This is a genomic window from Microtetraspora glauca, assembly GCF_040656155.1.
GTDB lineage: Bacteria > Actinomycetota > Actinomycetes > Streptosporangiales > Streptosporangiaceae > Microtetraspora > Microtetraspora glauca.
This window is the reverse complement of sequence record NZ_JBFALK010000028.1, coordinates 24,675-43,570: the sequence shown is the minus strand read 5'-3', so window position 1 is coordinate 43,570 and position 18,896 is coordinate 24,675. Positions and strand designations below refer to the sequence as shown.

At 71.2% G+C, this 18,896-nt stretch carries 21 protein-coding genes; 15 read left to right on the top strand and 6 right to left on the bottom strand.

The features are described 5' to 3' along the window. Positions 1 to 44 precede the first annotated feature (44 nt). The 8 genes from AB0I59_RS36985 (at position 45) to AB0I59_RS36950 (ending at position 6,957) form a co-directional block, all read left to right on the top strand. Complete coding sequence (locus AB0I59_RS36985; RefSeq protein WP_061254750.1) at positions 45 to 1,070, top strand: AAA family ATPase; 1,026 nt, start codon at positions 45 to 47, stop codon at positions 1,068 to 1,070. A gap of 7 nt (positions 1,071 to 1,077) precedes the next feature. Further along, complete coding sequence (locus tag AB0I59_RS36980; RefSeq protein WP_061254751.1) at positions 1,078 to 1,998, top strand: DUF58 domain-containing protein; 921 nt, start codon at positions 1,078 to 1,080, stop codon at positions 1,996 to 1,998. Beyond that, positions 1,995 to 2,942, top strand: a complete 948-nt coding sequence (locus AB0I59_RS36975) for a VWA domain-containing protein (RefSeq protein WP_061254752.1) — start codon at positions 1,995 to 1,997, stop codon at positions 2,940 to 2,942. Before AB0I59_RS36980 ends, AB0I59_RS36975 begins: the two co-directional genes overlap by 4 nt. Before the next feature lie 19 nt (positions 2,943 to 2,961). Continuing rightward, positions 2,962 to 3,582: a class I SAM-dependent methyltransferase gene (locus AB0I59_RS36970; protein WP_061254753.1), complete on the top strand. Its 621-nt coding sequence runs from the start codon at positions 2,962 to 2,964 to the stop codon at positions 3,580 to 3,582. Then, positions 3,579 to 4,133: a TrmH family RNA methyltransferase gene (locus AB0I59_RS36965; RefSeq protein ID WP_358140565.1), complete on the top strand. Its 555-nt coding sequence runs from the start codon at positions 3,579 to 3,581 to the stop codon at positions 4,131 to 4,133. Before AB0I59_RS36970 ends, AB0I59_RS36965 begins: the two co-directional genes overlap by 4 nt. A gap of 97 nt (positions 4,134 to 4,230) precedes the next feature. After that, positions 4,231 to 5,022 (top strand): glycerophosphodiester phosphodiesterase family protein, encoded by a 792-nt coding sequence (locus tag AB0I59_RS36960; RefSeq protein WP_061254755.1) that lies wholly within the window; start codon positions 4,231 to 4,233, stop codon positions 5,020 to 5,022. Positions 5,023 to 5,070: 48 nt separating this feature from the next. Then, positions 5,071 to 6,489: an MFS transporter gene (locus tag AB0I59_RS36955; protein ID WP_358140562.1), complete on the top strand. Its 1,419-nt coding sequence runs from the start codon at positions 5,071 to 5,073 to the stop codon at positions 6,487 to 6,489. A gap of 123 nt (positions 6,490 to 6,612) precedes the next feature. After that, the gene (locus tag AB0I59_RS36950; RefSeq protein ID WP_061254757.1) at positions 6,613 to 6,957 is read left to right on the top strand and encodes an RNA polymerase-binding protein RbpA; all 345 of its coding nucleotides are present in this window, start codon (positions 6,613 to 6,615) and stop codon (positions 6,955 to 6,957) included. A 104-nt stretch (positions 6,958 to 7,061) separates the two neighbouring features. Here the strand turns inward: AB0I59_RS36950 and AB0I59_RS36945 are convergent, their stop codons facing one another. Beyond that, positions 7,062 to 7,343 (bottom strand): DUF2218 domain-containing protein, encoded by a 282-nt coding sequence (locus AB0I59_RS36945; protein ID WP_061254758.1) that lies wholly within the window; start codon positions 7,341 to 7,343, stop codon positions 7,062 to 7,064. 110 nt (positions 7,344 to 7,453) lie between these two features. On the opposite strand from AB0I59_RS36945, the gene AB0I59_RS36940 reads away from it, so the two are divergent. Then, positions 7,454 to 7,939, top strand: a complete 486-nt coding sequence (locus AB0I59_RS36940; RefSeq protein ID WP_061254759.1) for a MarR family winged helix-turn-helix transcriptional regulator — start codon at positions 7,454 to 7,456, stop codon at positions 7,937 to 7,939. Positions 7,940 to 7,960: 21 nt separating this feature from the next. On the opposite strand, the gene AB0I59_RS36935 is transcribed toward AB0I59_RS36940, so the two are convergent. The 3 genes from AB0I59_RS36935 to AB0I59_RS36925 all read right to left on the bottom strand — a co-directional run bounded on the left by AB0I59_RS36935 (position 7,961) and on the right by AB0I59_RS36925 (position 10,499). Further along, complete coding sequence (locus AB0I59_RS36935; protein ID WP_061254760.1) at positions 7,961 to 8,584, bottom strand: TetR/AcrR family transcriptional regulator; 624 nt, start codon at positions 8,582 to 8,584, stop codon at positions 7,961 to 7,963. A 175-nt stretch (positions 8,585 to 8,759) separates the two neighbouring features. Next, positions 8,760 to 9,371: a winged helix DNA-binding domain-containing protein gene (locus AB0I59_RS36930; protein ID WP_358140719.1), complete on the bottom strand. Its 612-nt coding sequence runs from the start codon at positions 9,369 to 9,371 to the stop codon at positions 8,760 to 8,762. Positions 9,372 to 9,515: 144 nt separating this feature from the next. After that, entirely contained in the window at positions 9,516 to 10,499 is a 984-nt protein-coding gene (locus AB0I59_RS36925) for a zinc-binding dehydrogenase (protein WP_358140558.1), read from the bottom strand. A gap of 91 nt (positions 10,500 to 10,590) precedes the next feature. On the opposite strand from AB0I59_RS36925, the gene AB0I59_RS36920 reads away from it, so the two are divergent. Then, the gene (locus tag AB0I59_RS36920; RefSeq protein WP_358140555.1) at positions 10,591 to 11,580 is read left to right on the top strand and encodes a helix-turn-helix transcriptional regulator; all 990 of its coding nucleotides are present in this window, start codon (positions 10,591 to 10,593) and stop codon (positions 11,578 to 11,580) included. Here the strand turns inward: AB0I59_RS36920 and AB0I59_RS36915 are convergent. Beyond that, positions 11,519 to 11,863 carry a transposase gene (locus AB0I59_RS36915; protein ID WP_435831163.1) on the bottom strand — a complete coding sequence of 115 codons (345 nt, stop codon included), beginning with the start codon at positions 11,861 to 11,863 and terminating at the stop codon, positions 11,519 to 11,521. The genes AB0I59_RS36920 and AB0I59_RS36915 overlap by 62 nt on opposite strands. Positions 11,864 to 11,867: 4 nt before the next feature. On the opposite strand from AB0I59_RS36915, the gene AB0I59_RS36910 reads away from it, so the two are divergent. The 4 genes from AB0I59_RS36910 (at position 11,868) to AB0I59_RS36895 (ending at position 16,063) form a co-directional block, all read left to right on the top strand. Then, complete coding sequence (locus AB0I59_RS36910) at positions 11,868 to 12,215, top strand: hypothetical protein (protein ID WP_358140552.1); 348 nt, start codon at positions 11,868 to 11,870, stop codon at positions 12,213 to 12,215. Positions 12,216 to 12,360: 145 nt separating this feature from the next. Beyond that, positions 12,361 to 13,341 carry a GlxA family transcriptional regulator gene (locus AB0I59_RS36905; RefSeq protein WP_063818708.1) on the top strand — a complete coding sequence of 327 codons (981 nt, stop codon included), beginning with the start codon at positions 12,361 to 12,363 and terminating at the stop codon, positions 13,339 to 13,341. Between the two features lie 119 nt (positions 13,342 to 13,460). Beyond that, entirely contained in the window at positions 13,461 to 14,849 is a 1,389-nt protein-coding gene (locus AB0I59_RS36900) for a DJ-1/PfpI family protein (RefSeq protein WP_358140549.1), read from the top strand. Positions 14,850 to 15,073: 224 nt separating this feature from the next. Continuing rightward, positions 15,074 to 16,063 (top strand): zinc-binding dehydrogenase, encoded by a 990-nt coding sequence (locus tag AB0I59_RS36895; RefSeq protein ID WP_061254765.1) that lies wholly within the window; start codon positions 15,074 to 15,076, stop codon positions 16,061 to 16,063. Positions 16,064 to 16,077: 14 nt separating this feature from the next. Here the strand turns inward: AB0I59_RS36895 and AB0I59_RS36890 are convergent, their stop codons facing one another. Continuing rightward, positions 16,078 to 17,085, bottom strand: coding sequence for a phosphotransferase enzyme family protein (locus AB0I59_RS36890; protein WP_061254766.1), 1,008 nt, complete (start codon positions 17,083 to 17,085; stop codon positions 16,078 to 16,080). A gap of 118 nt (positions 17,086 to 17,203) precedes the next feature. On the opposite strand from AB0I59_RS36890, the gene AB0I59_RS36885 reads away from it, so the two are divergent. Continuing rightward, entirely contained in the window at positions 17,204 to 18,889 is a 1,686-nt protein-coding gene (locus AB0I59_RS36885) for an FUSC family protein (RefSeq protein WP_358140544.1), read from the top strand. The last annotated feature ends 7 nt before the right edge of the window (positions 18,890 to 18,896 follow it).

The window sequence follows — 18,896 nt, the reverse complement described above, 5'->3', positions numbered from 1 at the left end:
TCAGGGCATGGATTCTCCCACGGAGTCACGATTGAATAACACGCATGACCGTCGCGGATGAGCGCAGTGAGCCGGAACGGGGCCGGGCGAGGGGCGGGGACATCGGGGCGTTGCGGGAGACTCTCGCCGAGGTGCGCCGGGTCATCGTCGGGCAGGACCACATGGTCGAGCGGCTGCTGGTGGCGCTGCTGGCACGGGGGCACTGCCTCCTGGAGGGCGTTCCCGGCGTCGCCAAGACGCTCGCCGCGTCGACGCTGGCCACGGTGGTCGGCGGCTCCTTCGCCCGGATCCAGTTCACCCCCGACCTGGTGCCGAGCGACATCGTCGGTACCCGCGTCTACCATCCGGGCAGCGAGCGGTTCGACGTGGAGCTCGGGCCCGTGTTCGCCAACTTCCTGCTGGCCGATGAGATCAACCGCGCCCCGGCGAAGGTGCAGTCGGCCCTGCTGGAGGTGATGGCCGAGCGGCAGGTCACCCTGGCGGGGAAGACGCATCCGCTGCCCCGGCCGTTCGTGGTCCTGGCGACGCAGAACCCGATCGAGTCGGAGGGGGTCTACCCGCTGCCCGAGGTGCAGCGGGACCGGTTCCTCTTCAAGGTGCGGGTCTCCCATCCGAGCGCCCACGAGGAGCTGGAGATCCTTCAGCGGATGAGCGTGCGTCCGCCGGTGGCCGCACCGGTACTGGACCCGGAGCGGCTGATGAAGCTGCAGGACATGGCGGAGGAGGTCTCCGTCCACCATCTGGTCGCCGACTACGTGGTGCGGCTGGTGATGGCCACCCGCTCCCCCGCCGAGTACGGCCTGCGCGAGCTGGAGGAGACGATCGAGATCGGTGTGAGCCCGCGCGCGACGCTGGGCCTGATGGCGGCGGGCCGGGCGCTGGCGCTGGTACGCGGACGCGACTACCTGCTGCCCGACGACGTGCGGGACGTGGCCGTCGACGTGATGGCACACCGGCTGATGCTCACCTTCGACGCCCTTGCCGACGACGTGGACGCCGCAGACGTCGTCCACCGCATCCTCGCCACGGTTCCCCCGCCCGTCGTCGTGTGGAACCAGGGCACCAGGTGAGCGGATCATGAGCGCCGGATCCCCGGAGCTGGCCCTGCGGCGGCTGGAGCTGACCGTGCTCCGACGGCTGGACGGCCTGCTGCACGGCAACCACCAGGGACTGATCCCCGGGCCGGGCAGCGAGCTGGGCGACACCCGCGTCTACGTGCCGGGCGAGGACGACGTCCGTCGCATGGACTGGGCGGTCACCGCGCGCACGACCACGCCGCACGTGCGGGATCTGATCGCCGACCGCGAGCTGGAGACCTGGGCCGTCGTGGACCTGTCGGCCAGCATGGACTTCGGCACCGCCGACATGGAGAAGCGCGACCTGGTCATCTCGGCCGTCGGCGCGATCGGCTTCCTGGCCGGCCGGGTCGGCGACCGGTTCGGCGCCTACGTCCTGCACGGTGACCAGGTCCACCGCTATCCGGCGCGCGGGGGGCGGCCCGCCCTGTACGCGCTGCTGCACTCGCTGGCCGGCGCCCCTCGCGGGACCGGGTCCGTGGACCTGGCCTCCGCCGTCGAGATGATGGCCGCGGCGCACCACAGGAGGGGCCTTCGGGTGGTCGTCTCCGACTTCCTGGACGAGCCGGGCACCTGGGAGCGGCCGCTGCGCCGCCTCGCGGCCCGCCACCAGGTGCTGGCCGTCGAGGTGGTCGACCCGCGCGAGCTGGAGCTGCCCGACGTCGGCCTGGTGACGCTCCGCGATCCCGAGACCGGCCGGACCCGTGACGTCCACCTGTCGCGCAAGGTCCGCGAAAGGTACGCCGAGGCGGCGGCCGCGCAGCGGAAGGCGACCCGGGCGGCACTGCGCCGCGGCGGCGCCGCGCACATGGTGCTGCGCACCGACCGCGACTGGGTGGCGGACATCGCCCAGTTCGTCCTCCAGCAGCGGCGTACCGCCCACCTGGCCCGGCGGCACCCGATCGGAGGACGCGGCAAATGATCTTCCTTTCCGCCGGCTGGCTGTGGCTGTTCGTCCCGATCGCGCTCCTGCTGGGCGGGTACATCGCGCTGCAGTTCGCCCGCCGTAGGTACACGGTCCGGTTCACGAACCTCCGGTTGTTGTCGGTGGTCGTCCCCGAGCGACCCGCGTGGCGGCGGCACGTGCCCGCGGCGATCTTCCTGGTGATGATGAGCGTCCTCGTCGTGGCCGCCGCCCGCCCGGCCGGCACCGTACGCGTACCGAGGGACCGGGCCACCATCATGATCGCGGTGGACATCTCGCTGTCGATGGAGGCGCAGGACGTCCCGCCCACCCGGCTGGTCGCGGCCAAGCAGGCGGCCCAGCAGTTCGTCGCGGACCTGCCCGAACGCTTCAACGTCGGCGTGGTGTCCTTCGCCCGGTCGGCGTCCGTGGTCATCTCCCCCACGGCCGACCATCCGGCGGTGATCACCGCCATCTCCAACATGACGACCAGGCCCGGCACCGCGATCGGCGAGGCCGTGTTCAACTCGCTCGACTCGATCAGGTCGTTCGACCAGCGGGCGGTGACCGATCCGCCGCCGTCGGCGATCGTGCTGCTGTCCGACGGCGACAACACCTCGGGCCGGTCCGTCAACGAGGCGATCCAGGCCTGCCTCTCCGCCAAGGTCCCGGTCTCCACCATCGCGTACGGGACACCCGAGGGGACGGTCACGATCGACAACAGGCCGGTCCAGGTCCCGGTGAACAAGGCGACCCTGCAGTCACTGGCGGACGGCACGGGCGGCCGGGCGTACGAGGCCCAGTCGGGCAGCGAACTGCGGGACGTGTACGCGCAGATCGGCACGTCCCTGGGCTACAAGATCGTGCACCAGGAGGTCACCCAGCGGTTCATCCTCGTCGCGCTCCTGCTCGGCGCGCTCGCCTCCGGCGCGGCCATGCTCCTCGGCTCGCGGCTGCCCTGACCGGCCGCGATCCGCTCGCATGCGGGCATTGGTAACGTCTCTCCATGTGGCACATTACTTCGAGGAACGCCCCCAGGCGGCCAGCAGGCCGGGTGTGGTCACCCTGCTCCTCCCCGACCTGCATCTGAGGCTGGAGACCGACCGCGGGGTGTTCTCGCCCGACCGGATCGACGCCGGCACCCGCGTCCTGCTGGAGAGTGTGCCGCCACCGCCCGCCGAGGGCGACCTGCTCGACCTGGGCTGCGGCTACGGCCCGATCGCGCTGACCATGGCCTCCCGCGCTCCGGGCGCGACCGTGTGGGCCGTCGACGTGAACCGCCGTTCCGTGGAGCTGTGCGAGCGCAACGCCAAGGCCGCCGGCCTTGACAAAGTAAGGTCGGCGCATGTCGACGAAGTGCCCGACGACGTGCGCTTCCGGGCGATCTGGTCCAACCCGGCCATCCGCATCGGCAAGCAGGCCCTGCACGAGATGCTCACCCGCTGGCTGGACCGGCTCACCCCGGACGGCGTCGCGTACCTCGTCGTGCAGAAGCACCTCGGCTCCGACTCTCTCCAGAACTGGCTGAACGACCAGGGCTGGCCCACGACCCGTGCGGCCAGCCGGTCCGCCTACCGAATCCTCAAGGTGGAAGCGCGATGAGCACCCCGAACCCGCGCAGGCAGCTGCGGCCGACCGACGTCAAGCGCCTCAACCGGACCTGGCGCCGCGCCACCGGGTCCCGCCTCGCGCTCATCCTCGAATCGGTCACCGGCCCCTTCAACGTCGGCTCCGTGTTCCGCACGGCCGCCGCGTTCGGGGTCGAGACGATCTGGCTGGCCGGGAACGCCACCCCGCCGACGAACCCGAAAGCGCAGAAGACCGCGCTGGGCACCGACCGGCTGGTCGAGTGGCACGAGCCGGTTCCCGCCACCGAGGCCGTACGCGCGGCGAAGGAGGCGGGGTATCGCGTCATCGCTGTGGAGCTGACCGGAGACGCCGCTCCGCTGCACGAGGCCAAGCTCGGCGGCGACGTGTGCCTGGTGGTCGGCAGCGAGGACCACGGCTGCTCCCCCGCCCTGCTGGAGGCGGCCGACGGCATCGTCTACATCCCCCAGGTGGGCCGGGTCGGCTCGCTCAATGTGTCGATCGCCGCCGCCATCGCGGTCGCCGAGGCCCGGCGCCAGGAGTGGACGTCAACGGCGCATCCGTGATTCCCCATGTTCATGGAGCGCTCACTGACGATCTGGGCCTCCAACCGGCATACTCCTGGTCATACGGGAACTGATCCGAGGAGCGGTGACCACCAGAATGACCCGCCGTCGTTTCGCCTTTCTCGACCACCCCGGGCCGCTCGCCTTCGCCCATCGCGGCGGGGCGGCCGAGGGCCGCGAGAACACGATGACCGCCTTCGCGCGGGCCGTCGATCTCGGGTACGTGTACCTGGAGACCGACGCCCACGCGACGGCCGACGGCGTACTGCTCGCCTTCCACGACCACACCCTGGACCGGGTGACCGACCGCAAGGGCCGGATCTCCCAGCTCCCCTACCGCGAGGTCCGCAAGGCCCTCATCGGAGGCACCGAGGAGATCCCGCTGCTGGAGGAGCTCCTCGGCACCTGGCCGGACGTGCGGTTCAACATCGACGTCAAGGAGAGCGCGTCGATCCTGCCGCTGGCCCGCGCGATCCGCCGGACCAACGCCTACGACCGGATCTGCCTGACCTCGTTCTCCGACCTGCGCCTCGCCCAGGCGCGCAGGGCCGTCGGCGCCCCGGTGTGCTCCTCCCTCGGGCCTCGCGGGGTCGCCGCGCTGCGGGCCGCCGCCATGGGGTCGGGCTACGGGCGGCTGCTCACCACCCTCGCCCGCGCCGGCGTGCCCTGCGCGCAGGTGCCGATCGGGGTGCGCGGGCTGCGCGTCACCACCCGCTCCTTCGTCCGTACGGCGCACGCGCTCGGCATGCAGGTGCACGTGTGGACGATCGACGACCCGGCGGTGATGCGGCGGCTGCTGGACCTCGGCGTCGACGGGATCATGACCGACAACATCACCGGCCTGCGCGACGTGCTCGACGCGCGCGGGCAGTGGCACCCCCGCACGTAACCAGCGGCACCCCCGACCCCTGCGGCACGCGCCCGGCGAGGAGACCATATGACCGCCCCCCAGGTCATCGACGAGACCCCGAAGGCACGCCTGCGCGAGCAGCGCGGCTGGTACTGGTACGACTGGGCGAACTCCGCCTTCTACACGACGATCATCTCGGTCTTCCTCGGGCCGTACCTCATCCCCGTCGCCAAGGCGGCCGCCTGCGGCAAGGACTTCCCCGGGATGCCGGTGGACGCCTGCGTCGCCGACTTCGACCGGCTGGCCACCGACCGGCTGGGCTTCGTCGACGTGCTGGGGGCCGACATCCGGCCCGCCGCGTTCTTCGGGCTGATCATGACGGTGGCGGTGCTGCTGCAGATCGTCGTCCTGCCCGTGGTGGGCGCGCTGGCGGACCACACCGGTCGTAAGAAGGAACTGCTCGGCGGCTTCGCGTACGTGGGCGCCATCGCCACGATGTGCCTCTACTTCGTGGCCGGCGACCGTTACCTCCTCGGCGGCGTGCTGTTCATCGTCGCGAACCTGTCCTACGGCGCGTCGGTCGTGGTCTACGACTCGTTCCTGCCGCAGATCTCCACGCCGAACGAGCGGGACCGCGTCTCGTCGCGCGGCTGGGCCATCGGGTATCTCGGCGGCGGCCTCCTCCTCGCCCTCAATCTCGTCCTCTACCTCGGCCGGGACAGCCTGGGCGTCAGCGAGGGCATGGCGGTGCGGATCAGCATGATGTCGGCCGGGCTCTGGTGGGCGATCTTCACGATCATCCCGCTGCTCGCGCTGCGCAACCGGCCCGTTCCCGCGCACGAGACGACGGCGCTGAGGTCGGTCGGCGGCAGCTTCCGCCAGCTGGGGCGGACCGTCGCCGAGCTGCGCCGCTACCCGCGCACGCTGCTCTTCCTGGTCGCCTACCTCGTCTACAACGACGGCGTCCAGACGGTGATCGGGAACTCCGCGGCGTACGCCTCGGAGGCGCTGAAGCTCAGCAAGAACGTGCAGATCAGCACCATCCTGATGGTGCAGTTCGTGGCGTTCGGCGGCGCGCTGCTACTCGGCGCGCTCGCCAGGAGGCACGGCACCAAGCGCACCATCCTCGCCAGCCTGGTCGTCTGGACCGTGATCGTGGTCGTCGCGGTCTTCCTGCAGGAGGGCGCCGCGGCGCAGTTCTACGCCATGGGCTTCGCCATCGCCATCGTGCTCGGCGGCACCCAGGCGCTGTCCCGCTCGCTGTTCTCGCAGGTCATCCCCAAGGGGAAGGAGGCGGAGTATTTCAGCCTGCTGCAGATCAGTGACAAGGGGTCGGCCTTCATCGGATCGCTGACGGTCACCCTGGCGCTGCAGTTCTCCAACAGCTATCGCATCGCGATCGTCTCACTGGTCGTCTTCTTCGTGATCGGCTTCGGTCTGCTCGTCGCGGTGAACATCCCGCGCGCCATCCGGGACGCCGGCAACGAGGTCCCGGAACGCATCTGAGGAACCACGCGCCGCAAAGGGCGGTTGGATCACGCTTCCTGTGGGAATCCCCACACGGTATCAAGCGTTGAACGCGGTGGAGACCGACCCCTCTCAGGCGGGGACCTCAGGAGGCATTTGAACATGGGCGAGCGTGCACTTCGCGGTACCCGGCTCGGCGCGACCAGCTACGAGAACGACCGCAACACCGATCTGGCTCCGCGCCAGGAGGTGTCCTACACCTGCCCCAAGGGCCATCGCACCACCGTGCCGCTTGCCGCCGAGGCCGAGATTCCGGCGAGCTGGGAGTGCCGCAGTTGCGGGGCCACCGCTCTCCGGATGGACGCCGAGCAGCCCCAGCAGAAGAAGGCGAAGCCGCCCAGGACCCACTGGGACATGCTGCTGGAGCGGCGCACCATCGAGGATCTCGAGGAGGTCCTCAACGAGCGCCTGGCGATCCTGCGGGCACAGCGGCGTAAGAGCGCGTAGAGGCAGCACAGCACAGAGGTCAGACGACAAGAACGGCGACGCCCCCGGAGGATTCCTCCGGGGGCGTCTCGCATGCTGCGGGCCCGCCGGGACGGGCCGGTGCCTCACTCCCAGGTGACGGTGAGCTCGTTGCGCTGGCCGAACCTCTCAAGGTGGCGGCCGAGCACGTCCTGCACGACGCCGAGCGACTCGGCGTCCGCGGCGCTGGCCCGCATGACGAGCCGGTCGGCCTCGGGCGTCAGCACTCCCTCTCCGGCGGAGAAGATCAGGCGGTAGCCGCCGTCGGGCAGCTCCTCGGCCTCGCTCTTACGGCCCAGGTGGGAGGCGAGCTGCTTGGCGTACCGGGCGGCGGCGTCGGTCGCGACGTACGCGATGGAAGTGGCCACGGCGGAGAACCTCCTACATTAAACGGTCAATAACCGCAAAACGGTTCATAGTCAGACTACTCGCTACGGCGCAAAAGTTGAAAGTTCAATTATTCCGCTAGGCTGGAGGCATGTCCGGGACACGATGGCTGAGCGACGAGGAGCAGCGGACCTGGCGAGCCTACCTGGCGAGCACCCAGCTGCTGCAGGAGGCCCTGGAACGGCAGTTGCAGCGCGACTCGGGCATGCCGCACGCGTACTACACGATCCTGGCCATGTTGTCCGAGGCGCCCGGCCGGGCGCTGACGATGACCAGGCTCGCGCGCGTCACCATGTTCTCCGCCAGCAGGCTCTCTCACGCGATGGCCCGCCTGGAGGAGAAGGGCTGGGTCCGCCGGGTCAAGCACGGGCAGGACCGGCGCACGACCATGGCCGAACTCACCCCGGAGGGTTTCGCGGCGCTGGAGGCGGCCGCGCCCGGTCACGTCCAGGAGGTACGGCACCGCCTGTTCGACCCGCTCACCGACGAGCAGACGCGGCAGTTCCGCGACATCCTCGCCGCCCTCACCGCGGCGTACGCGCGCGAGGGGCACGAGAGCGGCCTCGCGTCTCCCTGATCGCGGTGACGCCGCCGCTCGTCATCCCTTGGGCGCCCGGATCCCTTCGAGCACCATGCCGAGGTACCGCTCGGCGACCTCGTCGGCCGTCAGGCGCCCGCCGGGGCGGTACCAGCTCGCCGCCACCCACACGGTGTCGCGCAGGAAGCGGTACACCAGCGGCACGTCGAGGTCGGAGCGGAAGGCGTTCTCCTTGATCCCCCGGTCGAGCAGCTCGCCCCACATCCGTTCGAACCGGTCCCAGGACTCCCGCAGGTAGGCGAAGCGCGGCCCCTCCGACAGGTGTCGCGACTCGTTCTGGTAGATCACGACGGCCGCCCGGTGCCGGTCGATGGAGCGGAACGACTCGACGACGAGGCGCTCCATCGTCTCCCGCGCGCCGAGTCCCGCGCCGAGGACCTCGTCGTAGCGCGCCCAGAGGTCGTCCAGGAACGTGGACAGGATCTCGTCCACGATCGACTCCTTGGAGTCGAAGTGGTAGTAGAGGCTGCCTCCGAGGATGCCGGCCGCGTCGGCGACCTCCCTGACGGTGGTGGCGGCGTACCCTCGCGAGGCGAAGACCTCGGCCGCGGTGGCGAGCAGCTCCGTGCGCCGCCCCGCGCGCGCGGTCGCGGTGCCCTCGGCGTCACGCCGTCGTGGACTCATCTGTCATGGCTCCCTGGACGCTGACCGGAGACGGGGCAGGTCCGCCCCGTCACATGTGTACGAGCACCAGTCTCCCGTCTCCGGCGAGACGTAGGTGCGGGCGGAGGTCCACGATCTAGTGACCCCGTGCTTACCGCGTCTGGGTTGGTTCCAGCGGTCGATGCTGTGTGGATGGTCAGGACGGCGGCCGGGTCGCGATCGGGCTGCTGTAGGACACGTTCTTGCCTCCCACGAACGGCAGCAGGCGCTCCGTCTCCTGCTCCAAAGCGGCCTGATCGGTCGCGGTCAGGGGGCGGAATGGAGTGAGGTGCAGGGTTTCGCCTTTGAGGGACCAGCTTCCGTGCACGTGACCGTTCACAAGGAAGGTGGGCCGTACTTGTGCCTGGCCGGGCATCACGCGTTTTCGGTCCTCGTGGCTGATGATGCGGGTCCGGTCGGCGTGGCCGAGCAGGGCGTTGTCGAAGGCGGGCAGCAGTCGCACGGGGGCGGGCGTGTCGGGGTCGGGCAGTTCCGCGTCGGCCACGTCGACCAGTTCCCTGCCGTCGGGGTCGCGGTGGTGGCGCAGTTCGGCGCGCATGTCGGAGACGATCTCGCCGAGGCGGGTGAGCCCGGACCAGGCCTGTACGTCCATGATCCCGGCTGGACCGAACGCTGCCAGATAGCGGCGGATGAGGTCCTTGGCGGTCGCCGGGGCCATGGGCTGGCCGAGCCAGGTCTCGGCGGGCGTGACGGAGACGGCCGACCGGGTGCCCCAGGAGCCCCATGTGCCGGTGGCCGGGTTGTGGATGAGGGGGGTTCTGAACTCGACCTCCCCGGCGAGGCTGCAGTGCGACCAGGCGCCCGATCACCTCCAGCGGGGTCTGATCGGTGCGGGCCAGCAGGAACTGGCGATGCAGCAGGGCCCGGTTCAGGGCCCTGCTCGAGAGAGTCGTCATGACAGCCGCACCGAGACATTGCCTCGGTAGGAGCCCTGGAGCAGGGACAAGAACGCCTGCGGCACGTCTTCGACCCCGCCCTTGATGACCGTCTGCGGGTAGACGAAGCGGCCCTCGCCCAGCCAGGTGCTGAAGTGTTCCCGCCAGGCGGCGATCTGGTCGGGGGTGTGGTAGCAAGAGAACGGCAGCAGCTCGATGCCCCTGGCCTGGGCCGCCGCGTGGTCGGGCGTGGGGAAGCGCTCGGCCGCGTCGCCGAGCTGACTGGACAGCGAGCCGCACAGCGCGAAGCGGGCGCCGGGCCTGGCCGCCTGCAGCGCGGCCTGATACTGCTCGCCGCCCACGACGTCGAAGAACACCGAAATGCCCTCGGGCGCGAGCTCGCGGAGCCGGTCGACCGGCGAGCCGTCGTGATAGTCGAACGCGACGTCGTAGCCGAGCTCGTTCACCAGATAATCGACCTTGGCTGGGCTGCCGGCGCTGCCGATCACCCGCGCCGCGCCCAGGCACTTGGCGATCTGCCCGGCCAGTGAGCCGACCCCACCCGCCGCGCCGGAGACGAACACCACGTCGCCCTCGCCGACGCCCGCCACGTCGGCCATGCCGTAGTAGGCCGTCGGCCCCTGACCGAGGTAGTAGCCGGGGTCGGCGATGGGGTCAAGCCTGGTGTACTGGGCGGCCGGGCCCGCCGAGTACTCGCTCCAGCCGGTCATCGACTGGACCAGGTCGCCAACCGCGAGCTCGGGGCTGTCGGACCGGACGACGGTGCCGATGGCGGCCACGCCCACCCGCCGGCCCGGCTGCCAGGCCGGTACCGGGAGGGTGCAGTCCGCGCGCATCAACTCCAGGTAGGTCGCGGCGAGCCCTACCTGGTCAGTCCGCACCACAACCTCGCCGTCCACCTCGGTGGTGGCGACCGTGAAGTGGTCGAGCGTGGGGGCGCCGGCGATCTGTGCGGTCAGCTGGATCTCACGGGTGATCATTTATTGGTCCTTCTGTCGGTACGGCCTTCGAAATCGACCCTAAAGAGGCTTCCGGTCACTTTTTGGCCGGAAGTCGGGCGAGGATGGCGGTATGGCGAACACCAGCTCACGGACCCTCCGACTGCTCTCGCTGCTGCAGACCCACCGCCACTGGCCCGGCACGGAACTGGCCGAGCGGCTCGGGGTATCCGAGCGGACCCTGCGCCGTGACGTCGACCGGCTGCGCGAGCTCGGCTACCCGGTCAGCGCGGCCCGGGGGACCGACGGCGGCTACCAGCTCGCGCCCGGCGCGGTCCTGCCGCCGCTGCTGTTAGACGATGAGGAGGCGGTGGCTCTGGCGGTGGGCATCGGTGACGCGGCGCAGAGCGGGATCGCAGGGATGCAGGAGGCGTCGCTGCGTGCGCTCACCAAGGTGATTCGGGTCCTGCCGCCCCGGCTGCGGGCCAGGGTGGACGCCCTGCGGGAGATGACCCTCTCCGTCGCCGCGTCCGGGCCGGTCGTCGCGGCGCAGGTACTCACCGCGGTCGCCCAGGCCTGCCGGGACCAGGAGCGGCTGCGCTTCGGCTACACCGCCAGAGGCTCCGCCCCCACCGAACGCGAGGTCGAGCCGCACCGCCTGGTCGCCCTCGGCGGACGCTGGTACCTGGTCGCCTACGACCTGACCCGGCACGACTGGCGAAGCTTCCGCCTCGACAGGCTGACCGAACCGACCGGGATCGGCACGCGATTCCGGCCGCGTCCACTCCCGGCCGAGGACGCCGCGGCCTTCGTCCAGGCAGCCAGCGGAGCCCCGGCGCCGTGCACGGTCCAAGCGCTCGTCCACGCCTCCGCGACCCAGGTACGGCAGGTGGTCGGCCAGTGGGGCACGATCGAACCGCTCAACCACGACACCTGCCGGATCACCATGACCTCGACCTCTCTCGATTGGCCGACGCAGGCGCTGGGCAATGTGGGCGCCGAGTTCGAGGTGCTGGGGCCGCCGGAGTTCGCCGCGCACGTCCAGGAGTGGGGCGCCCGCTTCATCCGGGCCACCAGCGCAGCCGACAGTGCGCCTGCCGCCAGGGTACGTATCGAGTTGTGATCAGTGGTTGATCCCGGTGAGGTCTTTGATCCAGATCATCGAGGCGCGCAGGTGGAGGCCGGCGAGGTAGCTGTCCGGGGTCTTGTCGTATCGGGTGGCGATGCCTCGCCTTCTTCTTTCGGTTGGCAGCTTGGTCCTTCTTTTCGGGGATGACTGCCTTGATGTGGCGTTTGCGCAGGTGGGTGCGGTTGCCGCGGGAGGAGTAGGCCTTGTCCCCGGCGACCGCGTCCGGCCGGGTGCGGGGGCGGCCGACGGGCCCGCGGACCCGTACCTTCTCCAGCACGGGGATGAACTGCGGGCTGTCCGCCCCTCGATCGTCCGAGGAGGGCGGCCTTCAGCCGGAGTTTTCGCCGATGGCGGATGCGCCGCCGCTCTTCCCGCTCGGGATCGGTGTCGGTGTCCTGTCCGTCTTGTTCTTCGAGGCTGCCCCTTTTGACTTGGCCTTCTCCGCCTCGGCGGCAGCCCTTCTCAAGGGCAGTGAGGACGTCCTCGCCCAGGTGCATCCCAGCCGCGTCGTGGTGAGCGCGCGCGGTGGTGGAGTCGATGCTGACCAGGGACAGGTCCACCTCACCCCGCTTCGCCGCTTCCGCGATCAGGCCCTCCAGCAGGGCCCGAGAGCGAATCCCACAGATTGATCAGGACTCGGTAGGCACCCCACTCGGTCGGCTCCTGCGTCACCGAGAATTGATCAAGGGTCCGGACCTCGCAGTGCCTGATCCGTCCGGTCTCCGGCGCTGGTTGCCCTCGTGGGCGCCGGTGGAGCTTGCCTACTGTGTCCGTGTGAGTGACGTGACGAGCGGGCGTACGGGACGGGTGGTCGTGCTGGTGCTGCCCGAGGTGAACCTGTTGGATCTCGGCGGCCCGGTCCAGGTCTTCGATGCGGCAGCCCACTTGGGCGGCTGCTACCGGCTGGAGTACGTCGCCGAGACCGGTGGGGTGCGCTCGGCGCAGGGGCTGGAGCTCGCTGGGCTCCAGGCGCTCGCGGCGACGCAGGCGGGACCGGGTGATCTGGTGCTGGTACCGGGGCCACGACTGACCGGATCCGACCGACTGGTGTCGAGCGCCGCAGTGCGATGGCTGCGGGATGCCTATGACGCGGGGGCGCGGGTGGCATCGGTGTGCAGCGGCGCCGCGGCCCTGGGAGAGGCGGGGCTGCTGGATGGCCGGGCGTGCACGACGCACTGGTCGCTGACCGGAGCGATGCGCGAGCGGTATCCGGCAGCCCGGGTCCGCGAGGCGGCCCTGTACGTCCACGACGGGCGCATCAGTACCAGCGCGGGCATCTCCTCCGGGATCGACCTTGCACTGTCCCTCGTCGAACGCGACCATGGCCCGGAACTGGCCGCCGCCGTCGCCCGTGAGCTGGTGCTCTATCTACGGCGGGACGGCGATGCTGCCCAGATCAGCCCATTCCTGCGCTACCGCGACCATGTGCAGCCCGCCGTGCACCGGGTGCAGGACCACCTGGCTCAGAACCTGGATGCCCCGCACTCCCTCGACGAGCTCGCCGCCGTTGCCCATCTGTCGCCGCGTGGTCTGACGCGGGCCTTCACCACGGCCACCGGGATCACTCCGCTGGCCTACCAGCGCCGGCTGCGCCTGGAACGGGCCCGTGCCCTGCTGACGGACACCGACCTGACGGTGGAGACGGTCGCTGCCCGTTGTGGCTTCCGTGACGCACGGCAGTTGCGCCGCCTGGTCACCGCGAGCTTCGGCATTCCGCCGTCCCGGCTCCGCACGCAGTCGCGCCCCGCCGGCTGAAACGCCCGTTGGGAACGGCTCCTGACGCCTTCCCCCGGCCACTTCCTTTCTTGTTCTCCCCATGGGGGCGGTTGCGTGTGCCGCACCGCCATCGATCGCCCGTTTTATGGAGGTATGTCGTGTCAAGATTGAATAGGGGGCGCCGGGTGGTCCGCCGTGCGGGCTGGGTGCTCATGGGCACGGCGCTGTCGGTGGCGTCGTTCGCCGGGATCGCCTTCGCGGGGGTGAGCACGTCGATGGCGGACAGTTTCGCCCCCGCACCGGCCGCATCGGACGCGCGTGCGTGGCCGACCGCGCGGGCCGTGCCGACCGGACGGATCACGGTGGCCGTGGTGGTCAGCAACGAGGGGGCTGTGGCCACTGACGTGATGGCGCCGTACCGGGTGTTCGCCGAGTCGGAGAAGTTCTTCGTGTACACCGTGGCAGCCGAGCGCCGCGTCTCCCCGCTGTCCGGCGGAGCCCATCTCCTGCCCGACCACACGTTGGCCGAGGTGGGCAGGGGAGTGATCCCTGAGCCCGATGTGGTGGTCGTGCCCGCGGTGACCGAACCGGCCGACGCCAAGGAGGCGCGGCTGCGGGACTGGATCGTGGAGCGGCACCGCAAGGGCGCGCGTGTTCTGGGAGTATGCGCGGGCTCGGAGCTGCTGGCGGCCTCCGGCCTGCTGGACGGCCGGGACGCGACCTCCTTCTGGTCCAACATCGGCTCCCTGAAGCGCGATTACCCCCGGGTGCACTGGAAGCGCGGCCAGCGGTATGTGGAGGACGGCCGGGTCACCACCACCGCCGGCATCACCTCCGGTACGGTCGGAGCCCTACGGGTCGTGGAGGAACTGGCAGGCAACGGCGAAGCCGCCCGAATCGGGAAGGGCCTGTCGTATCCGGGCTGGACTCTGGACGGGCCGACCACGATCCCGGCCAACCACCTCACACTCGGCGACCTGCCGTACGCGCTGAACGCCGCGTTCCCCTGGCTGCGCTCCACGGTGGGGATCGGCCTGGTCGACGGCGTCGATGAGATCGACGCCGCAGCCGCCTTCGAAGCGTACGGCGGGGTGTCCTTCAGCGCACGTACGGTGGTCCTCGGCAGCCGTGGCACAGTCACCACTCGTCACGGCCTCGTCCTGATCGCCCAGCCGACAGGTTCCAGCTCCCACGGAGTGGACCGCTTCGTGGTGCCGGGCGTCGCGGACGTGTCGGCCGTCGACACGTCGCTGCGCACCTGGGCGCACCGCAACAAGCTGGCCGTCGAACTGCCCGGCGGGGGACGGCATGCCGGTGAGTTCGGCTTCGATCCGGTCCTGCGTGACCTCGCCCGCCACAGCGACCGCTCCACGGCCCGGGTCACGGCGAAGTTCTCGGAGTACCCCTCCGCCCACCTGACGCTCACCGGGGCGGCCTGGCCCCGGCGGTCGACCCTACTGGCCGTCGCGGCGGCCGCGGTCAGCGTCGGTGCGGGGTTCCTTCCGACGGCGATCCGGCGGGCTGTGCGGCGCCTGCGGGCGGCATGACAGCGCGTCGCACCCCGCGGGGTGCTCTCCCAGCCCACAGCCCCTTACCGGCCCGAACCCGACACCATTGATCACAACTCCGGACAGGCCCTAGGACCTTTGTCCGATATCGGGCCGACCGTCCGAGGATCTAGAACAGATGGCGTGGGGCCGCGAGGCCACGACCGAACCATCGGCATCCGATCGACCGGATATATCCGATCCGTCCAATCTGGGAGACCACCATGCGCGCCATCCGCCTGCACGCCTTCGGGCCCGCCGAGAACCTCCGCTACGAGGAGGTCGAGGATCCCCGTCCAGCCGCCGGCCAGGTGCGCGTGGCCGTACGGGCGGCCGGGGTGCACCTGGTCGACACCACGCTCAGGGCGGGGAACTATGGCGGCGGTCCCATCCCCGTACCGGAACTGCCCACCGTCCCCGGACGCGAGGTCGCGGGGGTGGTCGACGCCGTCGGACCGGGCACCGACCCCGGCTGGCTGGGGAAGCGGGTCGTCACCCACCTGGGCATGGTCCCCGGCGGCTACGCGGAGCTCGCCGTACGGGACGCCGAGGCGGTGCACGAGCTCCCGGACGGGCTGGGATACGAGGCGGCGGTCGCGATGATCGGGACCGGCCGCACCACTGTGGGCATCCTCGACGTGGCGGCGCTCACCGCCGACGACGTCGTGCTGGTGACCGCCGCGGCGGGCGGGATCGGCAACCTGCTCGTGCAGGCGGCCCTCGGCGTCGGCGCCTCCGTCGTCGGGCTGGCGGGCGGCGCGGCCAAGGTCGAGCGGGTCCGCGGGCTCGGCGCCGCGTACGCCGTGGACTACAACGCGCCGGACTGGCGGGAGGAGGTGCGGGCCGTACTCGGCGACCGGGAGGTGACCGCGGTCTTGGACGGCGTCGGCGGCGCGCTGGGACGGGGCGCGATGGAGCTGCTGGGGATCGGCGGCAGGCTGATCCTGTTCGGCTGGGCCGACGCCGAGGGCGGGCCGACCGAGATCACCACCGCGGATCTGTACGCGCGCGGCCTGACCGCCTCGGTCGCGATCGGCCCGCGGATCCTGAGGCGGCCGGGCGGGCTGCGCGGCCTCGAGGAGCGCGCGCTGGCCGCGGCGGCGACGGGCGCGCTGGTGCCGCTGACCCAGAGCTTCCCGCTCAAGGACGCCGCCGCCGCGCACGCCGCGCTGGAGAGCCGCGCGACGATGGGGAAGGTCGTCCTCGTGCCCTGATCCGGCGATTCACGTCAGAGCGAACCGCCGAGGTAACGCTCGGCCAGCTCGCAGCTCCCGTCGGTGTACCCGGCGCCGAGCTCGCGGGCGATGTCGACGGCCGAGTGGGTACCGATCCAGGCCACCAGCAGCAGCCGGCGGAACAGGATGAAGGTCCAGATCTCGGCCTCCTCCTCCTTCGACAGCGGGAGGACGGTGCGGTATCCGCGGAGCCAGGAGTCGATCATCTCGGGCACGAGGGGGTGGTGCTCGATGAAGCTGACCGCCGCGCCCAGGTCGTACAGATACCAGCCGAACCCGCAGTCGTCGAAGTCGATGACGTTGGGCGCCCGCTCCCCCTCGACGAGCAGGTTCGCGAGCCGCAGGTCGGCGTGGATCAGCCCGTAGCGGTCGCTCCCCCGGCCGAACGCCGCCAGCCGGTCGCGCAGTTCGGTGTCGAGCCGCTCCAGTACGGCTCTCGCCTCGCCGTCGACGCCCGCACCGTCCTGCCATCGTCCCCAGCGGGACTCCCTCCCGAGTGCGGCGTCGTAGTCCCAGTGGAACCGGTCGAAGCCCGCGGGGCGTCGCCATTCGCGGGCGTGCCGGTGCATCCGCGCCGTCAGGGCGCCGAGCCGCTCGAAGTCCTCCACCAGGCGGTCCTCGGTCGGTTCGGCCCCGGGCAGGTACTCGAACATCACGCAGTGGCGCCGTTCCCCGCCGGGGGCGTCGATCGCGAGGACGCGGAGGCCCGCGACGGAGGGGATCACGCGGGGGGTGCGGACACCCGCCTCCTCGCGCAGGGCCTCCAGCCAGCCGAGCTCGGACTCGATCGCCCGCTCCGAGTGGTAGCCGAGGCGGTGCACGCGCAGGATCGACCGGTGGCCGGTCGCCGGGTCGTCCACCCGGTACGTCGCGTTCTCCGAGACGTTGATCAGCGTGGCGGTCGCGTCCCCGGACAGGTCGTGGTGGCGCAGTGCCAGGCGCGCGACCAGGTCCGTGCGCTCAAGTACCTCCGCCCCTCCGGAGAGGTCGTGTTCCCGCATGCGCTGTCCTCCGAGGGCTGGGAAGGTCATCGACATTCTGGGGCACGGCTTCAGCCGGGCGCACACGGGGCGGCGCGCGAGATATTTTCCTAGTAAATTATATGTTAAGCTGTTAGCCATGCCGGAGCGGAACCACCACGACACGTCCACGTGCCCTCGATCCGGCACCCGCGTCAGGCCGCTCCCCATCAAGGGCGTGCTGCGCCTGAGGCCGTACGGAGACATCTGGCACAAGCCCGCCTTCAGCGTCGTGATCGCGACGGCGATCCCGTGCCTGGTGCTGCTCGCCCTCGGCCGCCTCGACCTCGCCGTCTACGCCTCCGCCGGCGCCCTTTGCGCGCTGTACTGCCACGGCCTGCCGTACGCGGCACGGGCCAGGACGCTGCCGTGGCTGGTGGCCGGGATGCTGACGGGCACGGGCGCGGCGCTGGTGACCGCCTCGCTCACCGACTCGACGTTCATCCGGGTGGCCGTGGCCGCGGTCATCGCCGCCGTCCACCGGATGCTGTGCGACGCGACGCGCGTCGGGCCCCCGGGGAACGTCGTGCTCACGTTCGTCGCCGCGAGCTGCGCCTTCATGCCCCAGCCACTGACCGGCATTCCGGGCCATCTGGCCGTCGGCGTCGCCGGAGGCGTCCTGGCGCTGGCGGTCTGCCTGGCCCCCGCCCTCGTGCGACCGCACGGACCCGAGCGCGTCGCCGTCGCCCGCGCGCTGGAGGCGGCGGCCCTTTTGCGCTCGGGTGCCCGCGAGGAGGGCCACGCGCGCGCGGCCGCGCGGCACGACACGGCCGCCGCCGTGAACGCCGCCTGGCACACCCTTCTCCTGCTGCGCCCAAGGACCGCCGCCGGGTTCCGGTCGCGTGCCGTACTGGAACGGCTCGTGGAGCACGCCGAGGCCGCGCTCGCCGGCGACCGGGCCGACCGCTCCGAGGCGGAACGGCTTCGCGCGTGGGCGCGGGCGCTGCGCCGCGGCGGCCCGCCGCCCGAGGTGGAGCCGGACCCCGGAATCCTCACGACGCCGCGCCTTCCCGCCCGGCAGGGTCCGCACGGCGTCCGCGCCCTGATGTCCGCGCTGCGTCCGGGCTCCCCGCTGCTCCCGATCGGGGCGCGGGTGGCGGTGGGCTGCGCGCTGGCCGGATGGGGGTCCATGGCCGCCGGCGTCGGTCACCCGTACTGGGCGGTCGTCACCGCCGCCTCGATCTTCCAGGCCAACACCTCGCTGAGCTGGCAGCGGGCCCTGCAGCGGGTCCTGGGCAGCGTCGCCGGCCTGGTGCTGTTCACCGCGGTCCTGCCCGTGTCGCGGATCAGCCCGCTCACGCTCATCGCGGCGATCCTCGTGTGCCAGTTTCTGACCGAGGCGGCCATGACCCGCAACTACTGGGTGGGCAACGTCTTCCTGACGCCGATGGCCCTGCTGATGACGGAGTTCGCCGTGCAGCGGCCGCTCACGGTGCTCGTCACCGACCGCTGGCTGGACACCTGCGTCGGGGCGGGGCTCGGCATCCTGAGCTGCTTTCTGGTGCCCAACCGCTGGGCGGGCGGCAGGATCGGGATCGCGTTGCGCCGGGTGGCGGCGGCCGAAGCCGCCGCTCTCGATCTGGACACGGAGGATTCCGGGGAGGCGGCGCGCGTCAGGCGGGAGCTCGCGGTGGCGCTGGTCCAGCTGCGGGAGGCCGTCGACGTCGCCTCCGGCGAGTGGTGGCAGCGGGCCCTGCCCGAGCAGGAGGTCGCGCTCGCGGAACGCGAGGGCCACCGGCTGCTCGCCGACCTCGCCGCGCGGTTGCCCCGGGTCAGAGCGGCATGATCGGGAC